Below are 21,832 nucleotides of genomic sequence, written 5' to 3' on the forward strand. Positions count from 1 at the left end.
ATAACTGACTGCCTGTTTTTTTTAGAGTTGAATAAGTATGGAAATTATTTATTTAACTGGCTGATCCAGAAACCTCTATCTTAACCCAATAATGACCTACTACAGTACTGCTACTAGTTTCAGTAAGTTTATACTTTACTTCCTTTCCCGCAGAAAAATCTTGCCCATCTGTAGGGGCTAGAGTATAAGAACTACTACTATCCAAACTAAGTGTTAAATCAGTTAAACTTGTCCCAGCAGGCACAGTAATACTTATAACTCTGGTATTTGCATTAATATTTTTAGAATCTGGAGTAATATCAGTGCTGGCGCCACTAGTGCTGCTGTCTGTTATTTTAAGTTTATCAGCAGTTAGAACCTTAGTAGAATCATATATATACACATCATAAATCTTTGCTGCTGTAGAAGTATCTTCAGCTCTTACTGTATACTCCTTTGGAGTATCATAAGAAAAAGTTTGAGCATTTGCTGGAGTTACAGTAGCATATTCTGATTTTGTTATGCTAGGAGTTACTGAACTTCCTGGAACACTAGTCACAGGCACAACTATTCTGCCTTTATCACCAGTGCCAGTCTCTGAAATATTACCTGAATGTCCTGATTCTATTTCAAATGATTTAATTACAGCTTCTGTTGAAGGTGTTCTAGTTACAGTAACTTGATAAGTCTTTTGCATCCCTTCTTTACCTGTCACTATATACTGAACAGCTTCGCCAGATGTAAATTCTTGAGGTACCCCACTGGCAGGAGAAGAACTGGCAGTAGTAGCATCATCCCCTCCAAATTCAATTGTAGGAGTTAGAGTTACTTTATTTTCACTTGAGTTCCTTGCTACTGCACTAGGAACTGTTATGGTTATAGCTCCAGTATTATGATCAATACTTGCTGCACTATCAGAACTTATGCCTGTATTGCTAGTACCAAATTTAAAAGTCCTAATAAATGGCCCTTTAACTGCCGTTACAGTATAAACTCTTTTAGAGCCTAAAGCTGTTGTTAGAGTAAATCTAGCGCTGCTAATATCTCCAGATACTACTTGGCTGCTAGGTGAATCTATACTGCAACCAGCAGGAACCCCTATAGTAGGTGTTAATCCTGTTAAAACAATATCAGTATTACGGCCAGCTTCTTTATGATCAAACTTTAATTTTATTATTCCGGCATCAGAACCTTCCTCATGAGTTAGGTCAGCAGTTACCTCATCTTTAATACCTTTTCCAGTAGTAGCTGGTATTTTAAAGCTTCCTAATTTTGGCGCCGCTTCTTTAGTTAAAGTTACAGTGTATGTTTTTGTATATCCTGGCAAATACTGATTTGGAACATCTAATGTTAAAGTATTACCACCACTACCAGTAGTGAAATTCAACTCAGAAGTAACATAATCCGAGGCAATATTACTTCCAGTAATAGAAGCTTTTAAACTTGTTACGTTAACTATATTAGCAACTGTGATAGTTATATTATTGCCTGAAACTGAGCCGTCATATTTAGTTATGCTAGAAGGGAAAGCCCCATCTGAATTATTACTACTTTCAAACTTAAAAGCACTTATTTTTGGTTCTTTATAAACTTTTACAGAATATACTTTCCTTCCACCAGCAGTACCTACTGCACTATATTTCACAGAACCATCATGAGAATTGCTGAAATCATTAGAAGAAGTGTTAGCATCATCAGTACTAGATTCTCCTTTATATACTTGAATGCCAGAAGGAGTACTAGCTGTAACAGTTGGAGTTAATCCAGTTAAATCTGCATCATGAGGAACTTTAAGAATTATCTCCCCTTCAGATCCCGTAGAATTATGCTTAATTTCAACTACAGGAGTTCCAAGGTTTTTATTACCATTTCCAGATTTAGTAGTATCAAATGCGAAACTTTGTATTCTAGGCTCAGCGTTTTGAGTTGCTGTAACTGTATATACTTTAGTAAAATCTGTAGCTGAAGAATTAGAAGATGTTACTGTGTACTGAACATTAGAACTAAAATTTGTCTGAGCAGAATGAGTAAACTCAGATTTAGTGTTCTCGCCCACTGTAATTGTAGGAGTTAAACTAGGTAAAGTGACACCACTAGGAACTATTAGTTTTACGGTGCCAGCAGTGTGATCTATATTTCCTATTACTTCACTGATTATTCCTGTATTAGCAGTTCCCTCAGCAGGATTAGTTTCAAATTTAAAGGCACTAATATAAGGTCCTTTAACTACATCAACAGTGTAAACTCTTTTAGAGCCTAAAGCAGTTTTCAAAGTGAATTCTTTTCCATTAATATCTTCAGATATTATCCCAGCAACTGGATCTAAAGTGTGATTATCCGGAATGGTAGCAGCAACAGCTAGTTCAGTTAAATTAATAGCAGTTCCTGTATAAGGAATTTTTAATAAAATCTTACCTGTAGCAGTGTCAGTGGCATCAGTTATAAGAGCAGTCACCTCACTTTTAATGCCTTTACTTTCATTAGCTGATATTTTAAACTCAGTCAATTTCGGTGCTGATTCTTTAGTTATATAAACAGTATACTCTTGAGACTTATCACCCTTTGTTACAGTAAATACCTTTTTGTAACGTTTAGAAGAAGATTCCTCAGAAGGCGTTTCAGAAGCTTCCTCAGTAGACTCTCCAGAAGGTTTTTCAACAAGTTCAAAATCAACTTCTTCACCACTAGAAGGTGATATGCTATATCCTTCAGAGAGTTTTATATCAAACTTTAATCCCGTTAGAATAGCCGAATGAGCAACTGTTAACGACACAGTATACTCAGCAGTATCTATCTCACAAGTTATATCAGAACCTAATCCTTTTTCAGGGTTTTCAGAATCAATTAGGGAAATAGACTCTACGCCTGCAACTATACCTAAATTATTGTCATAAACTTTATTCTTTTCACAAGAAAAAATAAACACAGATAACAACACAAAAGAGAAAATTATACTCTTCACAAAAGAAAATGTCTTCATGTTTTTTTAAAATAATTAATTACAACCTGTCAATCACTTTGAACATCAAAGCATTAACCACAAATTTTACCCTAATTCTTTACCATAAAGAATTAAATGCCTTAGCTAAGATAGTAGTAAATATTATGTCGGTCAATAAAAAAATAAAAATAGACAGCCATAATAACCTGACTGCCTGTTTTTTTTAGAGTTGAATAAGTACAGAAATTATTTATTTCTAAGCTTATTCAGCAACCGCTATCTTAACCCAATAATAACCCTTTACATCATTATTCTCCTTAAGAGTATACTTTACTTCTTTTCCATCAGAGAAATCTTGCCCATTGGTAGGCTCTAAAGTATAAGAAGAAGAACTACTACTATCCAAACTAAGTGTTAAATCAGTTAAACTTGTCCCAGAAGGCACAGTAATAATTATAACTCTGCTATTCTCAGTAATAACTTTAGAACTTGGAGTAATCTCAGTACTGCCATTTGCTACTTTCAAACTATCAGGAACTATAACATTATTAGAATCATATATGTATACTTCATAAGTTTTTTGTGTACTAGTATTTTCAGCTGTTACAGTATATTGTTTTGATTCACTGTAAGAAGAAAAAGTTTCAACTTCATTTGGAGTTACAGTAGCATAATCTGATTTTTCTATAGTATAACTTGTTGAACTTGTTGGAAGACTAGATACAGGCACAACTATTCTGCCTTTATCACCATTGCTATTGCTAGGGTGTATAATATTATCTTGGGCTCCTGACTCTATTTCAAATTTTGTAATCTGAGCTTCAGTTGAAGGTGTTCTAGTTACAGTAATTTTATACTCTTTATTAAGATCTATATGAGTAGAATTTTTTACTATATACTTAAATTCACTATCCAAAGTAAATTGCTGAGCAGTCACACTAGGAGTGATAGTAGTATTGTTGGCATCTCCAAAATCAATTGTAGGAGTTAAAGTTACTGTATTACTACTCCCACCTGAACCCTTCTTAACAGAACCAGGAACTGTTATGGTTATAGCTCCAGTATCATGGTTAATACTTGTTGCACTTATTTCAGTAGTTATGCCTGTATTGCCACTATTACCAAATTTAAACGACTTAATAGAAGGGCCTTTGACTGCCTCAACAGTATAAACTCTTTTAGAACCTGTATCAGTTTTTGTTAGAGTAACTGTATTACTGCCAGCAGTACTAATATCTCCAGTTACTGCTGCACCACTAGCTGGATTTACAGTATATCCACCAGTATTAGGCTCGATAGTAGGAGTTAATCCTGTTAAATTAATATCAGTTCCTGTATAAGGAATTTTTAATAAAATCTTTCCTGTAGCTGCATTAGAATCATTAGTTATAACAGCAGCTACATCAGTTTTAATACCCTTACCAGAATTAGCGTTTATTAAAAAACTTGATAAAACTGGCGCTGCTTCTTTGGTTACAGTTACGATATAGACTTTACTAAAGTCTGTATGAGTAGAATTTTTTACTGTATACTGAACAGACTGGTTAAATACTTTTGCAGAAGCAGCAGGTTCAACGGTAGAAGTAGTATCATCTCCTAATGTAATTGTAGGAGTTAGAGTTTGACTTAAGTCTACCGCGCTAGGAACTGTTATAGCTATAGCTCCAGTATTATGATCAATACTTGTAGCACTTATATCAGTAGTTATACCATTCGCGTTATTAGCGTTTGCTTTAAACTCAAACTTACTAATGTAAGGCCCCTTAACTGCCGTTACAGTATAAACTCTTTTAGAACCTAAAGTGGTTGTTACAGTAAATGTATTACTACCAGTAGTACTAATATCTACAGATACTGCCGTGCCACTAACTGGACTTACAGTATAACCACTACTTCCATCAGGAAAAGTTATAGTAGGTGTTAATCCTGTTAAATTAATATCAGTTCCTGTATAAGGAATTTTTAATAAAATCTTTCCTGTAGCTGCATTAGAATCATCAGTTATAACAGCTTCAACATTATTTTGAATACCATTTGTTGGATTAGCTGATATCGTAAAGCTTTTCAACTGCGGCGCTGCTTCTTTTGTTACAGTTACTTTATAAGTCTTTTCTATACCATTAGATGTTACTTTATAATTAAATTCGCTACCCAAAATAAATTGCTGAGCAGTCACACTAGGAGTGATAGTAGTATTGGTAGTATCTCCAAACTCAATTGTAGGAGTTAGAGTTACTGTATTATCACTTGATCCCTTTGCTGCCGTACTAGGAATTGTTATAGCTATGGTATTGTTAGCGTGACTAATAACTCCATTTACAGTGGTACTTATACCCGTATTAGTACTCCCGCCACTAGTAGTCTCAAATTTAAAAGAACTAATATAAGGTCCTTTAACTGCTTCAACAGTATAAACTCTTTTAGAACCTGTATCAGTTTTTGTTAGAGTAAATCTAGCGCTGCTAATATCTCCAGTTACTGCTTGACCGCTAAGTAGATCTACACTACAACCAGCAGGAACTTCTATAGTAGGGGTTAATCCTTCTAAATCAATAGCAGTTCCTGTATAAGGAATATTTAACAAAATTTTACCCGTAGCAGACCCTTGCTCATGCTCAAATGTAGCAGTTACCTCATCTCTAATACCCTTATTATTATCAGCTGGTATTTTAAAGCTTTCTAATTTTGGTCCTTCTTCCTTAGTTACAGTTACTTTATAAGTTTTTGTTCTACCATCTTGAGCTGTTACAGTATATTCCTCTTCTGAACCAGATGTAAAAGTTTTAGCTTCTTCATTTGCTGGACTAACCGTAGCTCCAGAACTTATCTCTATAGTAGGCTTAAGATCTGCTAAATCAGCAATATTTGGAACTATTAATGATATGGTAGCTTCTCCACTTTCTGACTTTATTATAATTCCAGTTATGTCTTTTACAAGACCCTTACCATTATTTTTTTCATCATTAATAAATTTAAATGAACTAATAGCGCATTCATTAGATGAACCTTTGGTTATATATACTTTGTATTCCTTAGCAGTTCCATCTTTAGCTGTTAAAGTAAAAACTTTTTTATAACGTTGAAGAGAAGGTGTTTCTGAAGACTCCTCAGAAGATTCTTCAAGTTCAAAATTAACCTCATCTCCACTAGCAGGTGATATGCTATATCCTTCAGAAAGTTTTATATCAAACTTTAATCCAGTTAAAATAGCTGAATGAGGAACTGTTAATGATACAGTATAATCAGCAGTATCTATATCACATGTTATATCAGAAACTAATCCTTTTTCAGGGTTTTCAGATTCAATTAGGGAAATAGATTCTATGCCTACTCCTATACCTAAATTATTATCATAACCTTTATTCTTTTCACAAGAAAAAATAAACACAGATAACAACACAAAAGAGAAAATTATACTCTTCACAAAAGAAAATGTCTTCATGTTTTTTTAAAAAAAATAATTAATTACAACCTGTCAATCACCTTGAATATCAAAGCATTAACCACAAATTTTAGCCTAATTCTTTCCCCTAAAAGACAAAGAATTAAATATCCTAGCTAATATAGTAGTGATCATTGTGTTGGTCAATAAAAAAATAAAAACAGACAGCCATAATAACCTGACTGACTGTTTAGGTTGAATAAGTATAATTGGAATTTATTTACTAACTACCCGTTTGAACTTTAACCCAATAATGCCCCACTACACTGCCACTAGTTTCAGTAAGTTTATACTTTACTTCCTTTCCCGCAGAAAAATCTTGCCCATCAGTAGGAGCTATACTAAGATTAGAAGTATCGGTTAAACTAAGTATTAAATTATTAAGATCAGTACTTGTAGGCACAGTAATAGTTATAACTCTGCTATTCTCAGTAATAACTTTAGAACTTGGAGTAATCTCAGTACTGCCATTTGCTACTTTCAAACTATCAGGAACTATAACATTATTAGAATCATATATGTATACTTCATAAGTCTTCGTTGCAGTATTATCCTCAGCTCTTACTGTGTACTCCTTTGGAGCATCATAAATAAATGCTTGAGCATCTGCTGGAGTTACAATAGCATAATCTGACTGTATTATACTGGGAGCCTTAGTGACTGCAGCCGTCACAGGCACAACTATTCTGCCTTTATTATCTGTAGCTCCAGAAACAGTCTCTGAAATACTACCTGATTGCCCTGATTCTATTTCAAATTTTGTAATCTGTGCTTCAGCTGAAGGTGTTCTGGTTACTGTAACATCATAAGTTTTTGTCATTCCATCTGCACCTGTTACTTTATAGCTTTTAGCTACGCCAGATGTAAACTCCTGAGAAACTCTAGTATTAGGAGAAACAATAGTAGTAGCATCTCCTCCAAATTCAATTGTAGGAGTTAGAGTTACTTTATTTTCACCACTTGAAATCTTCTTAACAGAACCAGGAACTGTTATAGCTATAGCTCCAGTATTGTGGTTAATACTTGTTGCACTTATTTCACTACTTATACCTGTATTAATGCCACTACTAGCAGTTTCAAATTTAAAACTACTGATATAAGGCCCCTTAACTGCTGTTAAAGTATACTCTGAGGTAGAACCTAGAGTAGTTGTTAGAGTAATTTTACTATTCCCAGTAGTGATATCTTCCGATATTTCATTAGCAGGAGTTAAAGCAACTACTGTACTGGCGGTGCTAGTATAACTTAACCCCGCTAAATTAAATTCATGCTCATTATTCTTAGGAAACTTCAACTTTATCTTTCCACCCTTTCCATCACTATCAGGATGCTCAAATGTAGTAGTTACAGAATTTTCTGCTATACCTTTACTGGTATCAGTAGTTATTGTAAACCCTGTTAACTGTGGCGCAGACTCTTTAGTTAAATTAACTGTATAGGTTTTAGTAAAACTAGATAAATGTTCATTCTGAACTGTAATAGTTGCAGAATAAGAAGAAGCAGAATCACTAGTAGGGGTAAAAGTTATATCTATAGGATTAGTAGCATTAATATTATCCCCAGTAATAGAAGCTTTTAAATTAGTTACGTTAACTGTATTAGCAACTAAAACACTTATATTGTCGCCTGAAACTGAGCCGTCATATTCAGTTGGGCTACTAGTAGGGAACCCATCAACTCCTGAATTCTGACCCTGTTCAAACTTAAAGCTTTTTATAGCTGGCTCTTTATAAACCTTTACATTATAAACCTTTCTTCCTCCAGCAGGACCTACTGCACTGTATTCTTTAGGAGTATTGTGAGAATCTGTAAAATTATTGCTAGAATTAGCATCATCAGTACCAGTTGCCCCTTTATATACTTGAGTGCCAGCTAAAGCAGAAGTGTTAGCTGTAACAGTTGGAGTTAAATCACCAATCTCTACATTATGAGGAACTTTAACGATTATCTCTCCTACGTTATTCCCAGAGTTATGATTAATTGTAACGTCTACACTATTTCCAATATTTTTACCAGTATTAGAACTATCACTAAATGTAAAACTCTGTATCTGAGGTTCAGCGTTTTGAGTTACAGAAACTGTATATACTTTAGTAAAATCAGTAACTGAAGGATTAGAAGACGTTACTGTATACTCAACATTAGAATCAAAATCTGTCTGACCAGAGGGAGTAAAATCAGTTTGCGTGTTCCCTCCCTCTTCGATTGTAGGAGTTAAACTAGATAAAGTTACACCATTAGGAACTGTTACAGTTATAGTGCCAGCAGTGTGATCTATATTTCCTGTTACTTCAGTAGTTACCCCAGAATTTGATGCTGGAAATTTAAAGGTACTAATGTAAGGCCCTTTAACTGCTTCAACAGTGTAAACTCTTTTAGAACCTAAAATAGTTTTCAAAGTGAATTCTTTTCCATTAATATCTCCAGATATTGTCCCAGCAACTGGATCTAAAGTGTGATTATCTGGAATGGTAACAGCAACGGCTAGTTCAGTTAAATTAATAGCAGTCCCTGTATAAGGAATTTTTAATAAAATCTTGCCTGTTGCAGTGTCAGTGTCATCAGTTATAACAGCAGATATCTCTGTTTTTATTCCTTTAATAGTATCAGCTGATATTTTAAACTCAGTCAACTTCGGTGCTGATTCTTTAGTTATATAAACAGTATACTCTTGAGACTTATCACCCTTTGTTACAGTAAATACTTTTTTATAACGTTGAGGAGAAGGTTTTTTAGCAGATTCCTCAGAAATCTCATCAGTAGCAGCTTCTTCCTCAGAAGACTCTTCAAGTTCAAAATCAACTTCATCTCCACTAGCAGGTGATATGCTATATCCTTCAGAGAGTTTTATATCAAACTTTAATCCCGTCAAAATAGCCGAATGAGGAACCGTTAACGATACAGTATACTCAGCAGTATCTATATCACATGTTATATCAGATCCTAATCCCTTTTCAGGATTTTCAGATTCAATTAGGGAAATAGACTCTACGCCTGCAGCTATACCTAAATTATTATCATAAACTTTATTCTTTTCACAAGAAAAAATAAATACAGATAACAACACAAAAGAGAAAATAATACTCTTCATAAGAGAAAATATCTTCATGTTTTTTTAAAAAAATAATTAATTACAACCTGTCAATCACTTTGAATATCAAAGCATTAACCACAAATTTTAACCTAATTCTTTCCCCTAAAGACAAAGAATTAAATATCTTAGCTAAGATAGTAGTAAAATTCTAAATTAGAATTATTTTTAAGTAATAATAAATACAGAAAAAACAAAACAGACAGCCATAATAATTGACTGTCTGTTTTTTTAGAGTTGAATAAGTACGGAAATTATTTATTTCGCAGCTGGTTCAGCAACCGCTATCTTAACCCAATAATGACCTACAGCATTGCTGCTGCTACTCTCTTTAAGAGTATATTTTACTTCTGCTCCACCAGAGAAATCTTGAGCGCCAATAGGCTCTATGCTAAGCCCAGAAGAAGCACTAGTCAAAGTAAGTGTTAATGTCTTTAATTCATCATCAGTAGTACTAGAAGGAACAGTAACAGTTATAACTCTGCTATTCTCAGTAATAACTTTAGAACTTGGAGTAATCTCAGTACCATCAGATTTTGTTACTTTCAAAGTATCACTATCAGTTATAGTTTTAGCTTTATCATATATGTAAATTTCATAAGTTTTTTGTGTTTTAGTATCCTCAGATGTTACTGTATATGTAACTGGATTATCATAAGTAAATGATTGAGCTCCAGTAGTTGGAGAAGTTATAGTAGCATAATCTGATTGTGTTATATCAGGAGTTGTGTTTGCTGGAGCAGTAGTCACAGGCACAACTATTCTTCCTTTATCATCAGTGCCAATCTCTGAAATGTTACCTGAATGTCCTGATTCTATTTCAAATGATTTAATTACAGCTTCAGTTGAAGGTGTTCTAGTTACTGTAACATCATAAGTCTTTTGCATCCCTTCTTTACCTGTCACTATATACTGAACAGCTTCGCCAGATGTAAACTCCTGAGAATTTCCACTAGCAGGCTGAATATTCAGAGTAGCGTCTCCTCTAAACTCAATTGTAGGAGTTAGAGTTACTTTATTCTGACCATCTTTCTTCACTGAAGCAGGTACCGTTAAGGCTATGGTATTATTTTCATGGTTAATTTGTCCTGTCACTTCGGTGTCTATACCCGTATTAGTACTCACACCACTAGTAGTTTCAAATTTAAAAGAACTAATATAAGGTCCTTTAACTGCTTCAACAGTATAAACTCTTTTAGAACCTAAAGCAGTTGTTAGAGTAACTGTATTACTGCCAGAAGTACTAATATCTCCAGTTACTGCTGCACCACTAGCTGGATTTACAGTATATCCACCAGTATTAGGCTCGATAGTAGGCGTTAATCCTGTCAAATCAATATCATTGTGATGAGTAGCAACTTTATGTTCAAACTTCAACTTTATTGTTCCAGTAGCGGCGTTATCGGCACCATCATGAGTTAATGTAGCTTCAACTTTATCTTTAATACCGTTTTCAGACTTAGCCGCTATTTCGAACTTTGTCAATTTTGGCGCCAATTCTTTAGTTACAGTTACTTCATAAGTCTTTTCTATACCATTAGATGTTACTTTATATTGAACAGGAGTATTTTCATTAAAGGTCTGAGGAATTCCAGTAGAAGGGACAACAGTAACACCACTTTCAGCTTCAATTGTAGGAGTTATAGTTTGACCTAAGTTTACCGTATTAGGAACTATTACTGTTATATTATTATTAGCGTGATTAATAACTCCATTTACAGTGGTACTTATACCCGTATTAGCACTCACGACACTACCAGTTTCAAATTTAAAAGAACTAATATAAGGCCCTTTAACTGCCTGTACAGTATAAGTTCTTGTAGAACCTGTATCAGTTTTTGTTAGAGTAAATCTGGCGCTGCTAATATCTCCAGATACTGCTTTACCACTTTCTGGACTTACAGTACAACCAGTAGGAACTTCTATAGTAGGTGTTAATCCTGTTAAAGAGATATCCGTATCCCTATCCTTAGGGAGTTTTAACAATATAATCCCAGTATTAGAGTCTTCAGTATGAGTTAATTCAGCTTCAATGTTATTTTGAATACCATTTGTTGGATTAGCTGTTACATTGAACCCTGTCAATTTTGGCGCCAATTCTTTAGTTACAGTAACTTTGTAAGTTTTTGTTGTGCCATCCTGAGCTGTTACAGTATATTCGACTTCTGAGCCAGATGTAAAAGTTTTGGCTTCTTCATTTGCTGGACTAACTCTAGCACCAGAACTTATCTCTATAGTAGGCTTAAGACCTGTTAAATCAGCAATATTTGGAACTGTTAACGAGATAGTATTGCCGCTTTCTGACTCTGTTATAGTTTCCGTTATGTCTTTTACAAGGTTCTTACCATTATTTTTTTCATTAATAAATTTAAATGAACTAATAACGCATTCATTAGATGAACCTTTGGTTATATATACTTTGTATTCCTTAGCAGTTCCATCTTTAGCTGTTAAAGTAAAAACTTTTTTATAACGTTTAGGAGAAGGTGTTTCTGAAGACTCCTCAGAAGATTCTTCAAGTTCAAAATTAACTTCATCTCCACTAGCAGGTGATATGCTATATCCTTCAGAAAGTTTTATATCAAACTTTAATCCAGTTAAAATAGCTGAATGAGGAACTGTTAATGATACAGTATAATCAGCAGTATCTATATCACATGTTATATCAGAAACTAATCCTTTTTCAGGGTTTTCAGATTCAATTAGGGAAATAGATTCTATGCCTACTCCTATACCTAAATTATTATCATAACCTTTATTCTTTTTCACAAGAAAAAATAAACACAGATAACAACACAAAAGAGAAAATTATACTCTTCACAAAAGAAAATGTCTTCATGTTTTTTTTAAAATAATTAATTACAACCTGTCAATCACTTTGAATATCAAAGCATTAACGACAAATTTTAGCCTAATTCTTTCCCCTAAAGACAAAGAATCAAATATCCTAGCTAAGATAGTAGTAAATATTATGCGGCCAATAAAAAATAAAAACAGACAGCCATAATAACCTGACTGACTGTTTTTTTTTAGAGTTGAATAAGTACAGAAATTATTTATTTCGCAGCTTATTCAGCAACCGCTATCTTAACCCAATAATGACCTACAGCATTACTGCTGCCACTCTCTTTAAGAGTATATTTTACTTCTGTTTCATTAGAAAAGTTTTGTTCCCCAGTAGGATCTAGAGTATAAGAACTACTACTATCCAAACTAAGTGTTAAATTACTAAGATCAGTACCTGTAGGCACAGTAATACTTATAACTCTGGCATTTGCATCAATATTCTTAGAATCTGGAGTGATATCAGCGCCATTACTTGTTAGTTTCAAACTATCAGTAACTATAACCTTAGTAGAATCATATACATACACATCATAACTCTTTGTTGTACTATTATCCTCAGCTGTTACTGTATATGTAACAGGATTTTCATAAGAAAAAGTTTCAGCTCCACTTGGAGAAGTTATAGTAGCATAATCTGATTTTAATATAGTAGGAGTTTTTGCTCCTGTTAGAGGGCTAGACACAGGCACAACTATTCTACCTTTATTATCTGCAGCTCCAGAAACAGTCTCTGTAATATTACCACTATTAGAATCAATTGTAAATGATGTAATCTGAGTTAGATTTGATTTTGTTCTAGTTACTGTAACATCATAAATCTTTTTCATCCCATCTTTGCCTGTTACTGTATAATTAAGAGCGGTATCGATAGTAAACTGCTGAGATTGCGCACTAGCAGGTTGAACAGCAGTAGTATCATCTCCTCCCAACTCAATTGTAGGAGTTAGAGTTACTTTATTTTCACCACTTGAAATCTTCTTAACAGAACCAGGAACTGTTATAGCTATGGTATTATTTTCATGGTTAATTTGTCCTGTCACTTCGGTGTTTATGCCTGTATTAGTGCCACTATTAGCAGTACCAAACTTAAACAACTTAATAAATGGCCCTTTAACTGCCTGTACAGTATAAATTCTTTTAGAACCTAAAGTGGTTGTTAAAGTGAATGTTTTCTCATGAATACTTTCAGATACTTCTGTACCACTAGTATGATCTATACTATAACCATTAGGATAAGTTATGGTAGGCGTTAATCCTGTTAAAACAATTTCATTGCTATAGCCAGCAACTTTATGTTCAAACTTCAACTTTATTGTTCCAGTAGCGGCGTTATCGGCATCATCATAAGTTAATTCAGCAGTCACATCATTTTGAATACCATTTGTTGGATTAGCTGTTATAGTGAAACCTGTCAATTTTGGCGCCACTTCTTTAGTTACAGTTACGGTATAGACTTTACTAAAGTCTGTATAAGTAGAATTTTTTACCGTATATACAACAGCCTGGTTACTGCTGAAGGGCCTAACAGAAGCAGCAGGTTCAACAGTAGAAGTACTATCATCTCCTAATGTAATTGTAGGAGTTAAACTAGATAAAGTGACACCACTAGGAACTGTTATAGCTATGGTATTGTTAGCGTGACTAATAACTCCATTTACAGTGGTACTTATACCTGTATTAGTTCCACTACTAGCAGTCCCAAACTTAAACGACTTAATAAACGGCCCTTTAACTATTGTTATAGTATAAACTCTTTTAGAACCCAAAGCACTCGTTAGAGTAACTGTATTATTATTAGCCATTCCAATTTCTCCAGATACTGCTTGGCCGCTAGGTGGATCTACACTACAACCATCAGGAAGAGTGATAGTAGGCATTAATCCTGTTAAAGAGATATCTGTATCCATATCCTTAGGAAACTTCAGCAATATAGTGCCAGTGTCAGATCCTTCAGCATGAGTTAATGTAGCTTGAACCTCACTTGCAATACCTTGGCTAGTTTTAGCTGCTATTTTAAACTCTGTCAATTGTGGCGCTGCTTCTTTAGTTACAGTTACTGTGTAAGTTTTAGCAAACGATGTATAAGTAGAATTTTTTACTGTATACTGAATAGTTTGATTATTATTAAAAAGCCTCGCAGAAGGGGCAGGATCAATACTGCCATTTATTAGTGTAATTGTAGGTGTTAACTGTGTATTGGCTAAATCTACCGTACTTGGAACCGTTATAGTTATGGTATTGTTAACGTGATTAATAACTCCATTTACAGTGGTACTTATACCCGTATTAGCACTCCCACCACTAGTAGTTTCAAATTTAAAAGAGCTAATAAACGGCCCTTTAACTGCCTCAACAGTATAAGTTCTTGTAGAGCCTAAAGTGGTTGTTAGAGTAAATGTTTTACCACTAATCTCTCCTGATACCGCTTGGCTGCTAGGTGCATCTACACTACAACCAGTAGGAACCCCTATAGTAGGTGTTAATTCTGTTAAAGAGATCTCCGTATCCATATCCTTAGGAAATTTCAGTAATATAGTGCCAGTGTCAGAGTCTTCAGCATGAGTTAATGTAGCTTCAACTTTTTCTTTAATACCTTTTCCATTATTAGCTGCTATTTCAAACTTTGTCAATCTAGGCGCTGCTTCTTTAGTTACAGTTACTTCATAAGTTTTTTCTATACCATTAGTTGAAACTTTATATTGAACAGGGGTATTTGCGGTAAAAGTAAGAGGAGTTTCACTTAATGGATCAACAGTAACACCACTTTCAACTTCAATTGTAGGTGTTAGATTTTGATTTAAGTTTACAGTGCTAGGAATGGTTATAGCTATAGCTCCAGTATCGTGATTAATACTTGTAGCGCTTATATCAGTAGTTATGCCATTCCCGCTATTAGAACCTGTTTTAAACTCAAACTTACCAATAGAAGGTCCTTTGACTGCCTCAACAGTATAAACTCTTTGGGAACCTGTATCAGTTTTTGTTAAAGTAAATGTAACGCTGCTAATCTCTCCAGTTACTGGTGCACCACTAGCTGAATTTACAGTACACCCTTCAGGAAAAGTTATAGTAGGTGTTAATCCTGTTAAAGTAATAGTAGTTCCTGTATAAGGAATATTTAACAAAATTTTACCCGTAGCAGACCCTTGCTCATGCTCAAATGTAGCAGTTACCTCATCTCTAATACCCTTATTATTATCAGCTGGTATTTTAAAGCTTTCTAATTTTGGTCCTTCTTCCTTAGTTACAGTTACTTTATAAGTTTTTGTTGTACCATCTTGAGCTGTTACAGTATATTCCTCTTCTGAACCAGATGTAAAAGTTTTAGCTTCTTCATTTGCTGGACTAACCGTAGCTCCAGAACTTATCTCTATAGTAGGCTTAAGATCTGCTAAATCAGCAATATTTGGAACTATTAATGATATGGTAGCTTCTCCACTTTCTGACTTTATTATAATTCCAGTTATGTCTTTTACAAGACCCTTACCATTATTTTTTTCATCATTAATAAATTTAAATGAACTAATAGCGCATTCATTAGATGAACCTTTGGTTATATATACTTTGTATTCCTTAGCAGTTCCATCTTTAGCTGTTAAAGTAAAAACTTTTTTATAACGTTGAAGAGAAGGTGTTTCTGAAGACTCCTCAGAAGATTCTTCAAGTTCAAAATTAACTTCATCTCCACTAGCAGGTGATATGCTATATCCTTCAGAGAGTTTTATATCAAACTTCAATCCAGTTAAAATAGCCGAATGAGGAACTGTTAATGATACAGTATACTCAGCAGTATCTATATCACATGTTATATCAGAAACTAATCCTTTTTCAGGGTTTTCAGATTCAATTAGGGAAATAGACTCTATGCCTACTCCTATATCTAAATTATTATCATAACCTTTATTCTTTTCACAAGAAAAAATAAACACAGATAACAACACAAAAGAGAAAGTTATACTCTTCACAAAAGAAAATGTCTTCATGTTTTTTTTAAAAAAAATAATTAATTACAACCTGTCAATCAACTTGAATATTAAAGCATTAACCACAAATTTTACCCTAATTCTTTCCCCTAAAGACAAAAAATTAAATGTTTCAGCTAAGATAGTAGTAAAACTTTTAATTAGAATTATTTTTAAGTAATTATCACTCTAACTCAGGTTATAAACAATGTATTTTTATTCATCATTTTTGGGGAATATCTAAAGTGGTCTATATTTCGGTAAATCCCTTTAAAATTAACGTCTCATATCAGATATTGAAATATAACCATGAATAATCCAGGATAATATTCATTATAATGAACAAGAGGATTACTATGTGTCCTATGGGACAAAGAATGGAGAAAATCTATGAACAAAAAAAATACAATTGAATTACATGCTTTGGCACACAATCTTTGAAAAAAGGCAGTATGAAAAAACAACTTCCTTTTAAAAGGAAACTAAAATGTAGCGTTAAATACCAAAAATTAAAAAGGGGCTGTCTCATAACTTCTAAGACACTTCTTTTAAATTCTGGCAACTCGTCTAAAAAGAGAAATCCATTGTGAGCTAATGGTATTTCGCCTGGCTGTGGATAACTTCCTCTACCTACTAATGCTATATCCCTTACATTACATAAAAGGGAGGTATACTTTAAAAATTACATATATGTTAAGATATCATGCTCCAAAGGAAGTTTTGTTGGGGGCGATTTCTATTTCAGAGTATAATCTTTAGCATCAAAATCAAAGGATTATGGATAAATACGAATATTATTTCTGAAATTTGTCAGATGTCAATTAGTACGAAACAAATACCATTTAAGTCACCAAAGAAGCCAAAATTCAAGTTCATAGACTTGTTTGCTGGTATAGGTGGGTTCAGAATCGCATTGCAGTCTTTAGGAGGAAAATGTGTTTTTACTTCTGAAATCGATAAGTACGCACAAGACTCATATGAAGTTAACTTTGGAGATAGACCAGCTGGTGATATAACTAAGATTCATGAGAAGAATATTCCAGACCATGACATCCTATGTGCTGGATTTCCTTGTCAGGCTTTTTCGATCGCTGGTAAAAGAGGTGGATTTGAGGATACAAGGGGAACCTTGTTTTTCGATGTTGCCAGAATAATCAAAGAAAAGCAACCTAAGGCATTCTTCTTAGAAAATGTAAAAGGACTTCAAAACCATAAACGAGGAAAAACATTATCGACAATACTTAGAGTGTTAAGAGAAGACCTAGGATACTATGTGCCAGATCCAGAAGTTAAGAACGCTAAGCACTTTGGTGTTCCTCAAAATAGGGAACGTATATTCATAGTAGGATTTCATAAATCACTCAACATAAATCAATTTGAGTATCCTAATGGTTCAAATAAAACTACGAGTTTCAAGAGTATTAAAGAGGAAAATGAAGTCAGTGTAAAATATTATCTGAGTGATGTCTACTTAGAAACGCTAAGGAACCACCGTTCAAGGCATGAATCTAAAGGAAATGGATTCGGATTTGCCATCATTAGAGATGATGAAGTAGCCAATGCAATTGTTGGTGGTGGAATGGGTAGAGAAAGGAATTTAGTTTTCGATGATAGGTTGAGTAACTTCAAGCCAGTAACTAACATTAAAGGTAATGTAAATACCGAAGGAATTAGGAGAATGACTCCGAGGGAATGGGCTAGACTTCAAGGCTTTCCAGATAAGTTTAAGATTGAAGTTAGTGACGCTCAAGCTTACAAGCAATTTGGTAATTCCGTTGCTATTCCAGCTATCAAGGTTGTTAGTGAACAGATGATAAACATGATAATATATGCTAAAAGGTAATAGCTATCAAGCAGGTAATAGCTATCAAGGTTGTTAGTGAACAGATGATAAACATGATAATATATGTTAACAGGTAATAAAGGAGAATGGAGTGAGATATATGTACTCTTGAAATTATTAGGTGAAGGGAGATTATATAAAGGAGACTTTCATCTACAAAGAGTTTCTAATTTCTTCTATCCAATTGTTAGGGTTATCCGAACAGAGACACAGAACAAGTTAAAATTTGAAGTAGATAATAGTGAGGTTGTCATCATTCATGGTGATGATGAAATTATTAGATTAGATAAACAAAAGTTTCTAGATGAATCCGAATGGATGCTCGAAGAGATTAAAAATAGGTCGGGCGCTTTTGCTTTAACTAGAACAGAAAACTTCATCAGCTCAATTGGGTGCTTTTCAATCAGATCCAAATCTACTGTGAAGTCTGACATCGAGATAGCTATTCATGATATCAGAACAAACTTACAGCATTAACTGGGATTCTCGATTAAGTCTCAGTTAGGAAACACATCTACTTTTCTAAATGCAAGCAGTAGTACCAATTTTATCTATAAGGTTAACAATGTTGCATTAACTGATGCTGATATTAATAGAATTAACAATATTAATACTAGGAGTAAGGTGAGAGACAGAATCAACGCTATCATCAATCTTGGAGGTAGTGTAGATTATGAGAGACCAGATAAAAGTACATTTGGTAATAACTTAGTTCTAATAGACAGCTTACTGCCAGCAATAGTAGGCTATATGGTTTATGCTCACTTTACTGGTAATTCAACAAGACTGACTGATATTGTTGCCGACTTAAGGGATGACAATCCTATTGGGTTTGATACTCAGCATGCTCATAACTTCTACGAATACAAGGTTAAACGATTTTTGACTGATTGTGCATTGGGAATGATTCCAGGTAAGGTCTGGACGGGACAAATAGATTCAACTGCTGGATATCTTGTAGTTAAGAAGGATGGAGAGATATTATCATATCACATTTTCGATAAGAATGAGTTTGAAAACTACCTGTTCCATAACCTAAAAACGGAAACACCTAGTACCTCCAAACATGGTTTCGGGGTTCTTTACAGAGAAGGAACCGATATCTTCCTAAAACTAAATCTTCAAATTAGATTCACCTCTTAGTACATTTCAAAGTATTTATTGTTAAACAATAAGTATGAAAGAAACAAAGAGTGAATTGATTAAGCTTCGTGTTAAACCTAGCTTAACCCGGATTATTCATAGTCATATGACTTTTTAAGGTTAAATCTATCGTTTTTTATCCAGTATTTCCAAGTAATTATCAATCTAACTCAGGTTATAAACAATGTGTTTTTATTCCTCATTTTTGGGGAATATCTAAAGTGGTCTAGATTTGGTTAAAACCCTTTAAAATTAACACCTCATATCAAATGTTGAAATATGACCATGAATAATCCAGGTTAAGTAATACAAATTATTATCAGCCTGAGTTCGATTAGATAAATACTAAAATGAGTCTTGAAAAAACAACTTTTATATAAGTCAAGATGCTGAAAAAGATCAGGATTTTAGACTAATATTTAACATGCTCTCCATAGTATACTACTCAAATATTTCGAGCTAAAATTAAAAAAGGTCTTACTTTAAAAAGCCTTGTGTTTTAATGCCCATATTAAAAAGAGTAAAACTGTATATATCGGCATATTCATCTATTAGTTTTGACATAGGCTTGCCTTTACCGTGCCCTACATTTATCCCTACCCTTATAAAGACAGGATTCGAACCTTTGTGTTTTTCTTGTAATTCTGAAATAAATTTAAAAGAATGTGCAGGAACTACCCTGTCATCGTGATCCCCTGTAGTAACTAGAACAGATGGATAATTAATATCTTTTCTTACATTGTGCAAAGGAGAATATTTTTTCAAGTATTTAAACATCTCTTGGCTATCTTCTGAGGTCCCAAAATCATATGCCCATCCTTCACCAGAGGTAAATACATGATATCTCAACATGTCTAAAACACCAACTCCAGGAAGAGCCACACGCATCAAATCAGGACGCTGAGTCAGAACAGAACCAACTAACAAACCTCCATTAGATCTACCTTCAATAGCTAAAAAATCTTTGGAAGTATACTTTTCTCTTATCAAATATTCTGCCGCAGAAATAAAGTCATCAAAAACATTTTGCTTATTCATTTTCGTTCCTGCTATATGCCATTGTTTACCATATTCTCCTCCTCCCCTTAAATTAGGTATAGCATAAACACCTCCAAGATCTAACCAAAGCAGATAAAATGCCCTAAAAGAAGGCCTCAGGCTAATATTAAATCCACCATATCCATACAAAATAGTTGGATTTTTACCGTTTAGCTCTATTCCCTTTTTATATACTATAGTCATAGGAACCTTAGTCTTGTCTTTTGAAGTATAAAAAACTTGCTTAGATTCATAGTCATTGACATCGAAATTGACCTCGGGTCTTTTATACAAATTCGAATCGCCACTTTTGATATCAAAAGAATAAACAGTCGAAGGGACCGTGTAATTAGTAAACGTAAAATACAATTCTTTATCATTTTTTTCACCTTCAAAACCCGTTACAGTTCCCAAATCTGGAAGATCTATATCTCTAATGTATTTGCCAGAATAATCATATTGTTTAACTACCGAAATGACATCTTTGATATAATGAGCAAAAAAATATCCTCCTCCACTAGAAACTTCCATAGAATATTTATCTTCTGGTATAATATCAATCCAATTTTTCTTATCAGGATTTTTTATATCAATTGTCACTAATTTATTGTTAGGAGAATTGAAATTAGTCAAAACATATAATTTAGATCCCTCGTTATCAATGACTACGTGGTCATTGTTAAAATCATCTACTAAAGTGATTAATTTAGAATCTCTTTTGTCTAGATCTAAGAGGTATAACTCATTTCCAGAAGTACTATTAGAAGCCGATATAATCAGGTATCTATCATCATCTGTAACTCGGCCATAGACATAACGCCGCTTAGTTTCTAATCCAAATACTAGAACATCCTCTGCTTGTTTTGTTCCTAATTTGTGATAGTATAACTTATGAGAATCTGTCTTAGCAGACATCTTACTCTGTTGTGGAGCATCATAACTAGAATAAAAAAATCCTTCATTTCCTTTCCAAGAGATAAGTCCAAATTTCACATTAGATATTGTATCTCCTACTGAAGTCTTGGAAATAGTATTCATAACCAATATTTTTTCCCAATCACTTCCCCCTTCAGAAATAGAATAAGCTAAAAACTTCCCGTCTCTAGAAAAACCCGTTTTAGAAAGTGAAATAGTGCCGTCATTAGAAAGAGTATTAGGATCTAAAAAAACTTCTGATTCTCCATCTTTACTACGATACAGAACTTCATGATTCTTATAATAATAAGTATATCCTCTTTTATTTTGGAGCATGGTCACCTTCTCGTAGTCTCGCAATTTTTTCAAACGCTCTCTTATAGCTCCTCTGTATGGCACCCTCTCTAGATAATCAAAGGTCAGTTTATTCTGTTTTTTTATCCACTCTTTGGTCTCTTTAGATCTATCATCTTCAAGCCACCTATACGGGTCCCTTACTTCAGTGCCAAAGTAAATATCCACGCTGTCAACTTTTTTTGTCTCTGGATAAATTATAGCAAAATCATCCATAGAATCGTTACACGATATAACTAAACTCGACATAATTACGAATATTATTTTTTTCATGATT

At 33.8% G+C, this 21,832-nt stretch carries 7 protein-coding genes and 2 pseudogenes; 2 read left to right on the forward strand and 7 right to left on the reverse strand.

Features of this window, described 5'->3' with window-relative positions; translation table 11 throughout:
- Positions 1-52: 52 nt before the first annotated feature.
- From JBKA6_RS01860 to JBKA6_RS01885, 6 genes and pseudogenes are all read right to left on the reverse strand, one after another.
- Positions 53-2,959, reverse strand: a complete 2,907-nt coding sequence (locus JBKA6_RS01860; RefSeq protein ID WP_096685310.1) for a DUF5018 domain-containing protein — start codon at positions 2,957-2,959, stop codon at positions 53-55.
- Positions 2,960-3,182: 223 nt separating this feature from the next.
- The gene (locus JBKA6_RS01865) at positions 3,183-6,362 is read right to left on the reverse strand and encodes a DUF5018 domain-containing protein (protein ID WP_096685312.1); all 3,180 of its coding nucleotides are present in this window, start codon (positions 6,360-6,362) and stop codon (positions 3,183-3,185) included.
- Between the two features lie 223 nt (positions 6,363-6,585).
- Positions 6,586-9,471, reverse strand: coding sequence for a DUF5018 domain-containing protein (locus JBKA6_RS01870; protein WP_096685314.1), 2,886 nt, complete (start codon positions 9,469-9,471; stop codon positions 6,586-6,588).
- Positions 9,472-9,711: 240 nt separating this feature from the next.
- Positions 9,712-12,222, reverse strand: coding sequence for a DUF5018 domain-containing protein (locus tag JBKA6_RS01875; RefSeq protein WP_096685316.1), 2,511 nt, complete (start codon positions 12,220-12,222; stop codon positions 9,712-9,714).
- Between the two features lie 299 nt (positions 12,223-12,521).
- Positions 12,522-16,283 (reverse strand): DUF5018 domain-containing protein, encoded by a 3,762-nt coding sequence (locus tag JBKA6_RS01880; protein WP_096685317.1) that lies wholly within the window; start codon positions 16,281-16,283, stop codon positions 12,522-12,524.
- A 493-nt stretch (positions 16,284-16,776) separates the two neighbouring features.
- Positions 16,777-16,914, reverse strand: a pseudogene (locus tag JBKA6_RS01885) (ATP-binding protein); the annotation flags it as partial.
- Between the two features lie 162 nt (positions 16,915-17,076).
- Between JBKA6_RS01885 and JBKA6_RS01890 the strand changes: the two are divergent.
- On the forward strand, positions 17,077-18,105 hold the full coding sequence (locus JBKA6_RS01890; RefSeq protein ID WP_231952071.1) for a DNA cytosine methyltransferase: 1,029 nt from the start codon (positions 17,077-17,079) through the stop codon (positions 18,103-18,105).
- A 63-nt stretch (positions 18,106-18,168) separates the two neighbouring features.
- Positions 18,169-19,248: pseudogene (locus tag JBKA6_RS07775) on the forward strand (HpaII family restriction endonuclease).
- Positions 19,249-19,725: 477 nt separating this feature from the next.
- Here JBKA6_RS07775 and JBKA6_RS01905 read toward each other — a convergent pair.
- The gene (locus JBKA6_RS01905; protein ID WP_096685325.1) at positions 19,726-21,828 is read right to left on the reverse strand and encodes a prolyl oligopeptidase family serine peptidase; all 2,103 of its coding nucleotides are present in this window, start codon (positions 21,826-21,828) and stop codon (positions 19,726-19,728) included.
- Between the last annotated feature and the right edge of the window lie 4 nt (positions 21,829-21,832).

Source organism: Ichthyobacterium seriolicida (genome assembly GCF_002369955.1).
GTDB lineage: Bacteria > Bacteroidota > Bacteroidia > Flavobacteriales > Ichthyobacteriaceae > Ichthyobacterium > Ichthyobacterium seriolicida.

Excerpts from the sequence above, each read along its gene's own strand:
- JBKA6_RS01860 (WP_096685310.1), bottom strand. The coding sequence starts at position 2,959 with ATGAAGACATTTTCTTTTGTGAAGAGTATAATTTTCTCTTTTGTGTTG.
- JBKA6_RS01890 (WP_231952071.1), top strand. The coding sequence starts at position 17,077 with ATGTCAATTAGTACGAAACAAATACCATTTAAGTCACCAAAGAAGCCA.
- JBKA6_RS01880 (WP_096685317.1), bottom strand. The coding sequence starts at position 16,283 with ATGAAGACATTTTCTTTTGTGAAGAGTATAACTTTCTCTTTTGTGTTG.
- JBKA6_RS01870 (WP_096685314.1), bottom strand. The coding sequence starts at position 9,471 with ATGAAGATATTTTCTCTTATGAAGAGTATTATTTTCTCTTTTGTGTTG.
- JBKA6_RS01865 (WP_096685312.1), bottom strand. The coding sequence starts at position 6,362 with ATGAAGACATTTTCTTTTGTGAAGAGTATAATTTTCTCTTTTGTGTTG.
- JBKA6_RS01905 (WP_096685325.1), bottom strand. The coding sequence starts at position 21,828 with ATGAAAAAAATAATATTCGTAATTATGTCGAGTTTAGTTATATCGTGT.